The 12,831-nt window shown below is 72.0% G+C and carries 14 protein-coding genes; 6 read left to right on the top strand and 8 right to left on the bottom strand.

What is annotated here, in order from left to right; translation table 11 throughout:
* Nucleotides 1-6 precede the first annotated feature (6 nt).
* From PCA76_RS08105 to ligD, 3 genes are all read right to left on the bottom strand, one after another.
* Nucleotides 7-1,257, bottom strand: coding sequence for an HNH endonuclease signature motif containing protein (locus tag PCA76_RS08105; protein WP_272616440.1), 1,251 nt, complete (start codon nt 1,255-1,257; stop codon nt 7-9).
* An 87-nt stretch (nt 1,258-1,344) separates the two neighbouring features.
* Nucleotides 1,345-1,533 (bottom strand): hypothetical protein, encoded by a 189-nt coding sequence (locus tag PCA76_RS08100; RefSeq protein WP_272616439.1) that lies wholly within the window; start codon nt 1,531-1,533, stop codon nt 1,345-1,347.
* A 155-nt stretch (nt 1,534-1,688) separates the two neighbouring features.
* Complete coding sequence (ligD, locus tag PCA76_RS08095) at nt 1,689-2,726, bottom strand: non-homologous end-joining DNA ligase (RefSeq protein WP_272616438.1); 1,038 nt, start codon at nt 2,724-2,726, stop codon at nt 1,689-1,691.
* A 47-nt stretch (nt 2,727-2,773) separates the two neighbouring features.
* On the opposite strand from ligD, the gene msrB reads away from it, so the two are divergent.
* Nucleotides 2,774-3,178, top strand: coding sequence for a peptide-methionine (R)-S-oxide reductase MsrB (msrB, locus tag PCA76_RS08090; RefSeq protein WP_272616437.1), 405 nt, complete (start codon nt 2,774-2,776; stop codon nt 3,176-3,178).
* Between the two features lie 37 nt (nt 3,179-3,215).
* On the opposite strand, the gene PCA76_RS08085 is transcribed toward msrB, so the two are convergent.
* Nucleotides 3,216-3,650, bottom strand: coding sequence for a DUF305 domain-containing protein (locus tag PCA76_RS08085; protein WP_272616436.1), 435 nt, complete (start codon nt 3,648-3,650; stop codon nt 3,216-3,218).
* Nucleotides 3,651-3,886: 236 nt separating this feature from the next.
* Nucleotides 3,887-4,633 (bottom strand): lytic polysaccharide monooxygenase, encoded by a 747-nt coding sequence (locus PCA76_RS08080; protein ID WP_272616434.1) that lies wholly within the window; start codon nt 4,631-4,633, stop codon nt 3,887-3,889.
* Nucleotides 4,634-4,945: 312 nt separating this feature from the next.
* On the opposite strand from PCA76_RS08080, the gene PCA76_RS08075 reads away from it, so the two are divergent.
* The 3 genes from PCA76_RS08075 (at nt 4,946) to PCA76_RS08065 (ending at nt 6,897) form a co-directional block, all read left to right on the top strand.
* Nucleotides 4,946-5,206: a Prokaryotic metallothionein gene (locus tag PCA76_RS08075; protein ID WP_272616433.1), complete on the top strand. Its 261-nt coding sequence runs from the start codon at nt 4,946-4,948 to the stop codon at nt 5,204-5,206.
* Nucleotides 5,181-5,681 (top strand): GNAT family N-acetyltransferase, encoded by a 501-nt coding sequence (locus tag PCA76_RS08070; protein ID WP_272616432.1) that lies wholly within the window; start codon nt 5,181-5,183, stop codon nt 5,679-5,681. The genes PCA76_RS08075 and PCA76_RS08070 overlap by 26 nt, the downstream gene beginning before the upstream one ends.
* 118 nt (nt 5,682-5,799) lie before the next feature.
* The gene (locus PCA76_RS08065; RefSeq protein ID WP_272616430.1) at nt 5,800-6,897 is read left to right on the top strand and encodes a lytic polysaccharide monooxygenase auxiliary activity family 9 protein; all 1,098 of its coding nucleotides are present in this window, start codon (nt 5,800-5,802) and stop codon (nt 6,895-6,897) included.
* A gap of 179 nt (nt 6,898-7,076) precedes the next feature.
* Here PCA76_RS08065 and hemQ read toward each other — a convergent pair whose 3' ends face one another.
* From hemQ to hemE, 3 genes are read right to left on the bottom strand one after another with little or no spacing between them, the layout of a single operon-like run.
* Nucleotides 7,077-7,778, bottom strand: a complete 702-nt coding sequence (gene hemQ / locus PCA76_RS08060) for a hydrogen peroxide-dependent heme synthase (RefSeq protein WP_272616428.1) — start codon at nt 7,776-7,778, stop codon at nt 7,077-7,079.
* On the bottom strand, nt 7,775-9,184 hold the full coding sequence (gene hemG, locus PCA76_RS08055; RefSeq protein WP_272616427.1) for a protoporphyrinogen oxidase: 1,410 nt from the start codon (nt 9,182-9,184) through the stop codon (nt 7,775-7,777). The genes hemQ and hemG overlap by 4 nt, the downstream gene beginning before the upstream one ends.
* 6 nt (nt 9,185-9,190) lie before the next feature.
* Nucleotides 9,191-10,288, bottom strand: coding sequence for a uroporphyrinogen decarboxylase (gene hemE, locus PCA76_RS08050; protein ID WP_272616425.1), 1,098 nt, complete (start codon nt 10,286-10,288; stop codon nt 9,191-9,193).
* Between the two features lie 150 nt (nt 10,289-10,438).
* Between hemE and PCA76_RS08045 the strand changes: the two genes are divergently transcribed.
* The gene (locus PCA76_RS08045; protein ID WP_272616423.1) at nt 10,439-11,011 is read left to right on the top strand and encodes a DUF3000 domain-containing protein; all 573 of its coding nucleotides are present in this window, start codon (nt 10,439-10,441) and stop codon (nt 11,009-11,011) included.
* A gap of 255 nt (nt 11,012-11,266) precedes the next feature.
* On the top strand, nt 11,267-12,625 hold the full coding sequence (locus tag PCA76_RS08040; RefSeq protein WP_272616421.1) for a ribonuclease D: 1,359 nt from the start codon (nt 11,267-11,269) through the stop codon (nt 12,623-12,625).
* The last annotated feature ends 206 nt before the right edge of the window (nt 12,626-12,831 follow it).

Below are 12,831 nucleotides of genomic sequence, written 5' to 3'. Positions count from 1 at the left end.
GACTGGCTACGTTCGTCGGTGGTAGTGGTTGCGGCGCGGGAGTTGGTCCGGATCGAGCCAGGCCGGCGGGACGAACTCCGGGTGGCCGTCGTGGCCCAACTGAACCGCCCACTCGGTCTGGTGGATGTGCCGGTGGTGGTGGCCGCAGAGCAGCACCGCGTTGTCGAGGCTGGTCGGGCCGCCGTCGGCCCAGTGCCGGAGGTGGTGGGCGGCGCACCAGCGGGGTGGCCGATCGCAGCCCGGGAAGGCGCAACCGCCGTCGCGCAGCACCAGCGCCCGACGCAGTGGGCCGCTGACGAGGCGGCGTTGGCGGCCCACGTCGAGCACCTGCCCGGCACCACCCAGCACGGCGGGCAGGATGGCCGCGTCGCAGGCGAGCCGACGCACCGTGTCGGGGGTGAGCCGCAGGCCGACGTCGAGGGTGCCGGCGCCCAACTGCCGCGTCAGGCCGTCGTAGTCGGTGGTGACGACGAGCTGGGCCGGGTCGCCGCCGTTCTCGGGCAGCTGACCGACACGTAGCGCCAGCCGGCACACGTCGGCGAGGGCGTCGTGGCGACGTTGCCCGGCACAGCGGGTGTCGTCGGGCCCGGCGGGTGCGCTGAGCGGGTCGATGACGGCGCGTAGCAGCGCGGCGGCCTCCGCGTCGAGGGTGCCGCTGAGCCGAAGCCGCCCGCCGGTCTGCTCGGAGATGGTGACGTGCCGATCGCGGGCGGCCCGGGCGGCCTCGGCGGCCAAGGCCGCCGCGGCGGCGGCGTCGGCGAGGTCGGGAGCGACGTGATCGAGAATCCGGGTGCCCATCCGGCGCAGCAGGGTGGGGTCGAACTGCGCGGCCCACTCGACCAGCACGCCAACCGCCTTGTCGGCGATCTCGGCGCCCGCCGAGACCGACACCGCGGCGGCCGTGTCGGCGATGACCCGGGCCTGCTCCACGCTGACCGCCCCGCTCGCCAGGGCGTCGCGCACGGCGGGCGGGGCCACGTCAAGCGAGGCCGCGAGGCCGACCAGCCGACGGGCGGCGGAGACGTCGAGCCGAAGGCGGTGGCGCAACCACACCGTCGTCGAGGACGCGCCCTGCGTCACGGCGGCGCCTCGACCGTCCAACTCGCGGACCGCCGCCAACTGCACGGCCGCCAAGCGCTGTTGCAGCCGGTGCGTGGCGTCGATCGTCGCGATCAGATCGCGCTCGGAGAGGGCCCAGGCGGCGGTGTCGGTGCAGGCTGCCACCGCACTCTCCGCACGCGCCAACTCATCGATCACAGACAGACTTTAGAACACACGTACGACAGATTCGGTTCGTCCAGGCATCGCCAGGCCACGATGCAGAGGATTTATCGCCGCTGATGATCAGCCCGTCGCGGACTCCGGCCGGTGCTTTTTGATCCACACCTCGACGTCCGACTTCCGCCAGACCTTTCCCATCGCCCGCACGGCGACCGGTTCCGGGTAGTTCCGCTGATTGGCGATCACCGAGGCGCGCTGCCGCGACACATTCCCGAGCATCACCCGGATCTCCGCTACACCAACCAGGTCCACACGTTGACGATGACAGCGGCGCTGTCCGCCCACTCCGACAACTACTGGAGTGCCTTGACAGCTCTTCGACAGATTCCTGGCCTGACGGCTCCCAGAGCACAACACGACACCGGCCCGGCCGGCCCCTAGCTGTCATGCTCAAGCGGGCCCGCCGGTCAAGCGTTGGCGTCGCCGGGGGTGCGCTTGGCGCGGCTGGGCTGGACCCGTTTGGGCTCGCCGGGCATCTTCGGGTGGTCCGGCGGGTACGGCAGGTCGCCCTGACCGGCAGCGGCGTCCCGGTCGGCCCACTCCAGCAGCGGGGTGATGTCCCACGGGGCGTCGTCGATGCCCGCGTGCGGGTCGCCGCGCTCGGCCAGCCGAGCCGGGACGGTACGCAGGTCGAAGTCGTCCGGGTCGACGTCGGGCAGCTCGTCCCAGGTGACCGGGGTCGAGACGGTGGCCCGCGCGTTGGCCCGCAGCGAGTACGCGCAGGCGATCGTGCGGTCCCGGGCCATTTGGTTGAAGTCGACGAAGACCCGGCTGCCGCGCTCCTCCTTCCACCAGGCGGTGGTGACCAGGTCGGGGTGGCGGCGCTCCAGCTCCCGGGCGAGGGCGATGGTGGCCCGGCGCACCTCGGTGAACGTCCAACGCGGCTGGATGCGCAGGTAGACGTGCACGCCCCGACCACCGGACGTCTTGGGCCAACCGGGCACGCCCAGCTCGTCGAGGAGAGCGCGGACCTCCCCTGCGGCCCGCGCCGCGTCGGCGAAGTCGGTGCCGGGCTGGGGGTCCAGGTCGATGCGCAGCTCGTCGGGCCGGTCGACGTCACCGGCGCGCACGGGCCACGGGTGGAACACGATGGTGCCCATCTGCGCCGCCCAGGCCACGTGGCCGAGATCGACCGGGCAGAGCTCCGCCGCGCTCCGACCGCTCGGGAAGGTGATCTCCGCGGTCGTCACCCAGGGTGGCACGCCCCGGGTGGGCACGCGCTTCTGGAAGAACGCCTCACCCTCGATGCCCTCGGGGAAGCGTTGCAGCGTGGTGGGCCGGTCCCGCAGGGCGCGCATGATCCCGTCGCCGACCGCGAGGTAGTAGTGGAAGACGTCCGCCTTGGTGAAGCCCCGCAGCGGGAAGATCACCCGGTCCGGACTGCTCAGCCGTACGGTGTGCCCGGCCACCTCGACCTCGGCGACCGCTGCCTTGGTGCCACCCATCCCGCGACCTTATGCCAAGCCCCCGACGTTCGACGTACCGTTGACGGGTGAGTCTTGACGACAACGAGCTGCCCCAGACCGAAGACGAGTGGCGTGTCCGCCTGACCCCCGAGGAGTTCCACATTCTGCGGGAGGCCGGCACCGAACGCCCGTGGACCGGCGAGTACGTGGACACGAAGACCCAGGGGGTCTACCACTGTCGCGCCTGCGGGCTGGAGCTCTTCTCCAGCGACACGAAGTTCGACTCCCACTGCGGCTGGCCGAGCTTCGACGACGCCATCCCGGGACGGGTCAAGGAAATCGAGGACCGCAGCCTCGGCATGCCCCGTACGGAGATCCGCTGCGCGCGCTGCGACAGTCACCTCGGGCACGTCTTCCACGGTGAGGGCTTCACCCCGAAGGACACCCGGCACTGCGTCAACTCGGTCTCCATCCGACTGGAATCCCCCTGACCTGAGCGGCCTGGGCGCACCAGCGGCGTACCCCGGCTCAGCCTGGCCTGGCGAGCAGCTCGACCTCGGCGGTCCGGGACTGCTCGATCCGCCGGGCCAGGTCGCGGACCCGCTCGTTGCGACCGACGCCGACCTGGGCTCGGGCCAGGTCGGCCGCCGATCGCTGGTGGTCGGCGAGCACCTCGCGCAGCACTCGGTCGACGTCCGCGTCCGGCGCGGTCCGCAGCCGGTCGAGCGCGGTGTCGTCACCGTGCCCGTCATGGTGGTGTGCGGCCGCGCTGGCGCCCGGCCCGGTCTTGGGCAACCAGCCGCGCATGGCGGACAGCTCGTCGGCCTCGGTCACCTCGATGGCGGCGGCCAGGGTCCGCAGCTCGTCGCCGCGCACCCGGTCCCGGGCCAGCCGGACGATCTGCAGGGTGCGTTCGCTGTGCCCGACCATCGTGCTCAGGAACACCACGTCGATTCCGCTCATCGAGGCCCCGTCGGCCGGGGAATCGGCCACCACGGACCCGGCCGCCGCCGACCCGGCCGGGGACGCGGGAGCTGGTTGTGGCGCGACTGACGGACTCGACGTGGGCGACCCGGCGCAGGCGCCGGTGAGCAGCACAGCGATGACAAGGGACACCACAGGGGTACGACGGGGCATGCCGGGTGCTCCGTTCCGCGAGGATGGCGACACGGGTGCGGCCAGGGGCCGCACCCGTGCGGTCAGACCTGAAGCCAGAGCGCCGGTACGTTCGGCGGCTCCCACCCGGCGATCGCGGTGTGCGCCTGCCGGCAGCGGTACGTCTGCCCGCCGTAGGTGACCTGCTCGCCGACCTGGTACGCCCGGCCCGCGGTCCAACTACCGCCCGGGGCGGGAGTGGTGGGCGTGGGGGTCGGCGTGGGCCGTGGAGTGGGTGAGGCGGTCGGGGTGGGGGTGGGGGTTGGCGTCGGCCCGCCTCCCCCGCCGATCTGCACGTCGATGCAGGAGTAGAAGGCATTCGCCGTGTCGGAGATGTTCCACACCGCGAGGATCTTCTGCCGGCCGGAGAAGCCGCCGAGGTTGACGTTGTGCGAGACCGTGGCGCCCGGCTGCTGGCCGTTGCCGTTGACCACGCCGACCCGGGTGTTGCCGATCCAGTACTCCCAGTTGCTGGTGGCGTGCCGTGCGGTGTTCACCCAGGTGAAGGTCAGCGAGCTGCCCACCGAGGTGGCCGGCCAGCCCCGGCCGTCGTCGTTGAGGACGGCGAACTGGGCGATTCCGGCGTTGCAGCTGCGCAGGCCCTTGGGCCCCTCGACGCTCTGCGGCTCGTACTTGATCTGCCCACAGTCGGGCACCCGGCCCTGCGCGCAGAGCGCCTGCCGGCTGGGCGGGGCGGAGACGTAGCCGTGCGCCTGCGCGGGGGCGGCGACGGTGAGGGTGGCGGCGACAGCACCCGCCGCCACCAGCGGGACGGTCATTCTTCGACGCATCGGGGCAGCTCCTTCTCCAGGTCCGGTGGGTGCCCCTCAAGGTAATTTAAACATTGTTAACAGTAAAGACTTCTATCGATAAATCCATCGATGGTGGCGAGTTTTCTCGTCAGAGTCGGAGCGGACTGCCGCGGTCGTCGACCTGGTCGGCTGATTCGTCGTCCAACCAGACGCCGCTGGTGTCACCCAGCGCTACGGACAACACGCCGACGCCGACACGCCGCTCAGACTCCTGGGCATCGACGTTTCCCCCCGTTGCCATGGCGAACTGAGAGATTCTGTAGGCACTTGTCCTGATATTGGGGGTTTTCCGTGGCAGCGTGCGAGGTCTGCGGCAACGACTACTGGATGGCGTTCGAGGTGCACACCGTCAGCGGTGACGTGCACACCTTCGACTCGTTCGAGTGCGCGATCCACCGAATGGCACCGATCTGCGAGCACTGCCAAGTCAAGATCGTCGGGCATGGCGTCGAGGTCAACGGCCGCTTCTTCTGCTGCGGCCACTGCGCCCGCGCCGTCGAGGGCACGGTGGGCGCCGAGATCCGCGATGCCGTCGGCGCACGCCCGGCCTGACCGCGCCTACCATCGGCGGGTGCCCCAGCAGACCACCGAAATCCGGACAGCCTCCTTCGCCGACCTGAACGCCCGCACCTTTCACGACCTGCTCAAGCTGCGCATCGACGTGTTCGTGGTGGAGCAGCACTGCCCGTACCCGGAACTCGACGGGCGGGACGTGGAGCCGGGCACCAGGCATCTCTGGCTGACCGACGGCGGCGCGCCGCTGGCGTACCTGCGGATCCTGGCCGACCAGGACGGCACCGCCCGGATCGGTCGGGTGGTGGTGGCACCGGCGGCGCGGGGCGGCGGGCACGCCGGTCGGCTGATGACCGCGGCGCTGGAGGTGGTGGGCAACCGGCCCTGCGTGCTGGAGGCCCAGTCGCACCTGGTCCCGTTCTACACCCGGCACGGCTTCGCGGTCAGCGGCCCGGACTACGTCGAGGACGGCATCCCGCACACCCCGATGCGGCGCGAAGCCATTGACGTCTGACGATTCGTCTGGCATCGTGCCGGGCAGAGCCATCGCGGGAGCCAGCGAGTAGGCACGGGAGCGGGCATCTCCCGGCAGTCCGGGCGTCGTCGTCCGACCTCATCCCCCCGGGGGCTCCATGTCCACTCTCGCTCGATCTCCACGCGTGCTCTGGTTGTTCGCCATCGCGGCGGCCATCACGCTCCTGTTGACGACCGCGCTGACCACCATGCTGGTTCAGCCCGCCTCCGCGCACGGGTCGGTCGTCGACCCGGCCTCGCGCAACTACAGCTGCTGGCAACGCTGGGGCAGCGACTTCCAGAATCCCCGGATGGCCACCGAGGACCCGATGTGCTGGCAGGCCTGGCAAGCCGACCCGGCCGCCATGTGGAACTGGAACGGCCTGTTCCGCGAAGGTGTGGGCGGCAACCACCAGAGCGCCGTCCCCAACGGCCAGCTGTGCAGCGGCGGGCGCACCCAGAGCCCTCGCTACAACGCGCTGGACACCATCGGCGCCTGGAAGACCACCTCGGTGTCGAACAACTTCCGGCTCCGCTTCTTCGACCAGGCCAGCCACGGCGCCGACTACATCCGGGTGTACGTGACCAAGCAGGGCTTCAACGCGCTCACCGAACCGCTCGGCTGGGACGACCTGGAGTTGGCCGGCCAGATCGGCAACACGCCGGCCTCGCAGTGGAACCCGGACACCGGTGGCGTCTCCATCCAGATCCCGGTCAGCGCCTCGGGACGCACGGGGCGGCACATCGTCTACACCGTCTGGCAGGCCAGCCACCTGGACCAGTCGTACTACCTGTGCAGCGACGTCACCTTCGGCGGGACGACCACGCCGCCGCCGACCACCCCGCCACCCACGACTCCCCCACCCACCACGCCCCCGCCGACCACCCCGCCGCCGACCACCCCGCCGCCGGCCGGGGCCTGCACGGCGACGTACCAGGTCACCGGCCAGTGGACCGGCGGCTTCCAGGCCGAGGTGAAGGTGACCGCTGGCGGTTCACCCACCCGGGGCTGGTCGGTGAGCTGGAACTACGGCAACGGCCAACAGGTCACCTCGTCGTGGAACACCACCGTCAGCACCAACGGCACGCTGGTCACGGCGCGCAACGTCAGCCACAACGGCACCCTCGCCGCCGGAGCGAGCACCACGTTCGGTTTCCTCGGATCGTGGAACGGCAGCAACCCGGTTCCCCTGGTCTCCTGCACGACGACCAGTTGATCCCCGTCCGGTGCCGCACCCGGGCGGGGGTGCGGCACCGGACGGAGGGAAATCCAGTGGTGGGTCCGCGCGCCGCCCCCGCGATCTTGCACTTTCTGCCCCGGCGAACAGGGCATAAGCCGCAATCCAGCGACCGGAAGTGCAAGATCGCGGGCGGGAGGCGCGGTGCGCGCGGGGGGTCAGATCAGGCAGTTGACGATTTCGGATACGGAGCGGCGGCGGCCTGTGTAGAAGGGGACCTCTTCGCGGACGTGCCGGCGGGCGCCGGAGGCGCGCAGGTCACGCATCAGGTCGACGATCCGGTGCAGTTCGTCGGCCTCGAAGGCGAGCATCCACTCGTAGTCGCCCAGCGCGAACGAGGCGACCGTGTTGGCCCGTACGTCCGGGTAGCCGCGGGCCAACTTCCCGTGCTCGGCCAGCATCTCGCGGCGCTCGGCGTCGGGCAGCAGGTACCACTCGTAGGAGCGGATGAACGGGTAGACGCAGATGTAGGGGCGGGCCTCCTCGCCGGCCAGGAACGCCGGGATGTGGCTCTTGTTGAACTCCGCCGGCCGGTGCAGTGCCATCTGCGACCAGACCGGGGTCAGCGCCCGACCCAACGTGGTCCGACGGAACCGCAGGTACGCGTCCTGCAACGCGTCGCTGGACGCGGAGTGCCACCAGATCATCACATCCGCGTCGGCGCGCAGACCGGAGACGTCGTACACGCCCCGGACCACCACGTCCTTGCCGGCCAGCTCCTCGAAGAGGGACACGACCTCACCGGTGACGTTGTCCCGCAGCGACGGCAGCGGGGCGCTGGCCCGGAACACCGACCACATCGTGTAGCGGATGCTGTCGTTCAGCTCCCGCAAACGGGCTGCGTTGGTCTGCTCGGTCATCTCGCCGATCCTCCCAGTGCTGTGATGATCTCTTCGGCCGCCGTCTCGCCGGAGCGGACGCAGACCGGTATACCGACGCCGTCGTAGCCGGCGCCGGCGAGGACCAGGGTGGGGTGCGCAGCCCGCAACGCCGTCCGCGCGGCGGCGACCCGGTCGGCGTGCCCCGGGGCGTACTGGGGCAGCGCACCGCCCCATCGCTGCACGTGCCCGTCGACGGGGGCCGGCAGCGGGGTGCCGAGCACCGCCGAGAGCTCTCGATGCACGGTGGCCGCCAGGTCGGCGTCGGGGCGCTGGAGATGCGCCTCCTCGCCGTACCGGCCGACCGAGGCACGCACCAACGCCAACCCGTCCGGTCGGCGCAGGTGCCCCCACTTGGTGGTGAAGAAGGTCGCGGCCTTGATCAGCAACCCTTCGGTGCTGGGCACCAGGAACCCGGACAGCTCGGGCAGTCGCGGCTGCGGCACCGCCAGGGTCACCAACGCGACGCTCGCGTAGTCCAACTCGCCGACACCCGCTGCGGCAACCGGTGCCGGACCAGCGAGCAGCCGGGCCGCCGGTCGGGCTGGCACCGCCAGCACCACGGCGTCCACGTCGACCTGCTCGGGGTCACGGGTCGGGCCGACGGTGAGCCGCCAACCCGTGTCGGTCGGGGTCAACTCGCGGACGGCGGCGTCCCGCCGTACCGTCGCGCCGCTGGCCGTCACCGCCGCCTCGACCAGGGTGCTGAGCCCACCGACCAGGGTGCCGAAGACCGGAGCGCCGGGCGCACGCGGCGCGGCGGCCTGCGCGGCCCGGACCGCGCCGGTCAGGGTGTGCTCCACCCGGGCCGCACGGGCCAGCGCCGGCATCGTCGTGACCAGCGAAAGATCGTCGGCGCGGCCCGCGTACACGCCGCCCAACATGGGGTCGACCAGCCGCTCGACCACCTCGTCACCGAAGCGGGACCGGACCAGCGCACCCACCGAGACGTCCGCGTCGGGCCCGACCAGCGGCCGACCGCCGTCGGTGTCGGCGTCCGCGACCGGGCGGGCGACCGTGGTGACCCGTTCCAGATCACCGGGTACGCCCACCAGGGTGCCGCCCGGGATGGGGCGCAGCCCTCCGTCGATGACCAGCGCGGCCTGCCCCACCGTGGGGTGCACGATCCGATCGGCCAGCCCCAGCCGGCGGGCCAACGCCACCGCCGCGCTCTCGGCGCCCGTCGGGTCGCGCATCAGGAACGACTCGGCACCGAACTCGACCGGTTGGCCAGCCAACTCCCCGGTGCGCAGCTTGCCGCCCAGCGCACCGGACTGCTCGTACACCGTGATCTCGGTGCCGGCCGGTGCGCGGTCGCGCAAGCGGACCGCGGCGGCCAGCCCGGCGATCCCGCCGCCGACCACCGCCACCCGCCAGGGCTGCCGCATCGCCGTTCAGCCCTGGTCGGCCCGGCGGCTGGAAAGCTCGTGCACCAGCGCGACCACGCGGGTCAGCATCTCCGGGTCGGTCTCCGGCAGCACACCGTGGCCGAGGTTGAACACGTGCCCCGGGGCGGCCTTGCCCTGCTCCAGAATGCGGCGCACCTCGGCCTCCACCACCGGCCACGGCGCGAGCAGCACGCACGGGTCCAGGTTGCCCTGCACCGCCTTGTCCGGGCCGATCCGGCCGGTGGCCACGTCCAGCGGGGTACGCCAGTCGACGCCGACCACGTCCGCGCCGGCCTCGCCCATCGCGCCGAGCAGCTCGGCGGTGCCCACCCCGAAGTGGATCCGTGGCACCCCGGCGTCTACCAGCCCGCTCAGCACGGCGGTCGAGTGCGGCAGCACGAAACGGCGGTAGTCGGCCTCGGAGAGCGCGCCGGCCCACGAGTCGAACAGCTGAACGGCGGACACGCCGGCATCGATCTGCACCCGCAGGAAGGCCAGCGTCACGTCGGCCAGCCGGCCGCAGAGCGCGTGCCACAGCTCCTCATCGCCGTACATCAGCGCCTTGGTCTTCGCGTGGGTGCGCGACGGCCCGCCCTCGACCAGGTAGCTGGCCAGGGTGAACGGCGCACCGGCGAAACCGATCAGTGGGGTGTCGCCCAGCTCGACCACCAACTGCCGGACGGCCTCGTCCACGTACGAGACGTCGTCGCGAGTGATCGGGCGGATCCGCTCCACGTCGGCGGCGGTGCGGATCGGCTCGGCGACCACCGGGCCGGTGCCCGGCACGATGTCCAGGTCGACCCCGGCAGCGGCGACCGGCACCACGATGTCGCTGAACAGGATCGCCGCGTCCACCTTGTGGCGGCGGACCGGCTGGAGGGTGATCTCGGTGACCAGATCCGGGCGACGGCAGGACTCCAGCATCGGCACGCTCGCTCGGATCTCCCGGTACTCCGGCAGGGAGCGGCCGGCCTGGCGCATGAACCAGACCGGGGTGTGCGGGCTGGGCCGGCGTCGGCAGGCCCTGATGAAGGGCGAGTCGGCTGGTCCGCCGGGGCGGGGTTCTCCGTCTCGGGCGACAGTGCCCGTGGTGTCCGTGGTCATCGCCGCAATCGTGCCACGCCCACCACCCCCATCCGGGTGGGGGTGAGAGGAAGGGCACCGTTCCTTACGCCCGCGTCGGAGCAGGGGCCCCCTCGGTGAGCGTCGGCGCGCCGCCGAAGCGGTGGCCAGGCGTCGGCATAGGCTGCCGACATGGCCCCCCCGATCGCGCTCCCGGAGACGTTCGCCCGCGCGGTCGCCGGCCTGCAGTCGGCGGCGCCCCGGCCGGAGATCACCCTGGAGGAGGTCGGCGCTCCCCAGCGGCTGGCCCCATACGCGTTCGCGCTCTCCGCGACCGTGCTGCGCGACGGCGACGAGGTGGCGAGCGGGCGGCTGATCCTGCTGCACAACCCGGTCGGCCACGAGGCGTGGCAGGGCACCCTGCGGTTGGTCACCTACGTGACCGCCGAGTTGGAGGTCGACCTGGCCGCCGACCCGTTGCTGCCCGGTGTGGGCTGGACGTGGCTGACCGACGCGTTGGACGCCCAGGACGCCGGCCACCGGGCGATTGGCGGGACGGTGACGCAGACCATGTCGACCCGGTTCGGCGACCTTGCCGGCCCACCGACCGTCGGCGACATCGAGATCCGCGCCTCGTGGACGCCGGTCGACGATGACCTGACCCCACACCTGCTCGGCTGGTGCACACTGCTCGCCTCCACGGCCGGCCTGCCGCCACCCGGGGTCACGGCCCTGTCCGACCGCCGCCCCGCAGGCGCAGCCTGACCCCCCCCCCCCCCCCCCGCCCCACCCCTCTGTTGGCGTCGATCATGGAGTGGTGGTGGGCGAGATATTCCTCGGCGCGGCATTTGCGGGGCACCACAACTCCATGATCGACCGGAGTGAGCGGTTTGGCAGACCGGCCGAACTCGCACTTTCGGGCTTTGTTCGGCATTCCCGAAGGACACCTTGCGGACACTTGACCGACACACGCCGGACCGGCTGCACCCGCCGGATCACCGCGCGCACTAGGGTTGTCAGGTGACCGACGAACCACCCCTGCGCCGTCGGCCCGCCGAGGAACTTCCGGGAAACGCACCCCAGCACCCGCAGTCGGCCCAGCCGCAGCCGGCGGGGGAGGGGGCCGACCCGGCCAACGGTGGGCCCGTTCCGCTGATCGCCCCGCGTGACGGCACCCCTGATCCGGTGGCCGCGCCAGCCGAGCTTGCCGAGGTCGTGGCCCGCTTCGCCGCGGGCACCGGCCCTGTCGCCCTGGACGCCGAGCGGGCCTCCGGATACCGCTACAGCCAACGCGCGTACCTGGTGCAGCTACGCCGGGCCGGCGCGGGTACAGCGCTGATCGACCCACTGCCCCTGCCGGACCTCAGCGCGTTGGACGCGGCGATCGGCGAGGCCGAGTGGGTGCTCCACGCGGCCAGCCAGGATCTGCCCTGCCTGGCCGAGGTGGGGTTGCGCCCACGCCGGTTGTTCGACACCGAACTCGCCGCTCGGCTGGCGGGATTCGAGCGGGTCGGGCTGGCGGCGCTGACCGAGCAGTTGCTCGGGTTCACGCTGGAGAAGCACCACTCGGCGGCCGACTGGTCGAGCCGACCGCTGCCCGAGTCATGGCTGACGTACGCCGCTCTCGACGTGGAGCTGCTCACCGACCTGCGCGACGCACTCGACGCCGAGCTGGCCCGACAGGGCAAGTCGGAGTGGGCCGCGGAGGAGTTCGCCGCGCTGGTCCGCACCGGGGCACGCCCGCCCCGGGTCCGCGCGGAGCCCTGGCGGCGCACCTCCGGCATCCACCGGCTGCGGGGAGCGCGGGCGCAGGCCCGAGTCCGCTCAATGTGGTACGCCCGGGACCAGATCGCGTCCCGGCGGGACGCCGCGCCCGGTCGGGTGTTGCCCGACTCGGCGATCATCGCTGCGGCCGAGTTGGACCCGAAGGACGAGAAGACCCTGCTGACCCTGCCCGGTTTCGGCGGTCGGTCGGTCCGTCGGTTGGCCCGCACCTGGCTCGCCGCTCTCGACGACGCCCGGCAGTTGCCGGAGGACTCGCTGCCGGTCACGCCGGCTGTGGAGGGGCCGCCCCCGCCGCACCGCTGGGCCGAACGCGACCCGGTGGCGGCCGGTCGGCTGGCCCGCTGCCGGGAGGTGGTGGTCCGCATCGCCGGTGAGCACAACCTGCCGCCGGAAAACCTGATCACCCCGGATTCGGTCCGCCGGCTGGCCTGGACCCCGCCGGAGAAGCTCACCGAGGAGACGGTCGCGGAGACGCTGCGCGGCCTCAACGCCCGCGAATGGCAGATCGGCCTCCTCGTCCCACACCTGACCCCCGCACTGTCCCCAGAACCCCCCACCCCCACCCCCACCCTCCCTGACCCATCCCTCCCCTGACCACCCACCCACCCACCCACCCACCCACCGGGTTGATCATGAAGTTATTGCCGTCCGGACCGGCGTGTCGTGACAACAACTTCATGATCAACAGCGGGGGCGGCAGTGGAGTGGGAGTGGGGTCGGCGCGGGGTGGTGTGGGGTGGGCCACAACGGGGGGTGCGGACGGGGTTGGTTACTGGCGAGTAGCATTCGGGAGAACGTGC

It is taken from the genome of Micromonospora sp. LH3U1, from assembly GCF_028475105.1.
Classification (GTDB): Bacteria; Actinomycetota; Actinomycetes; order Mycobacteriales; family Micromonosporaceae; genus Micromonospora.
Note: the sequence above shows the minus strand (reverse complement) of the source record. Positions and strands in the feature narration are given on the sequence as shown.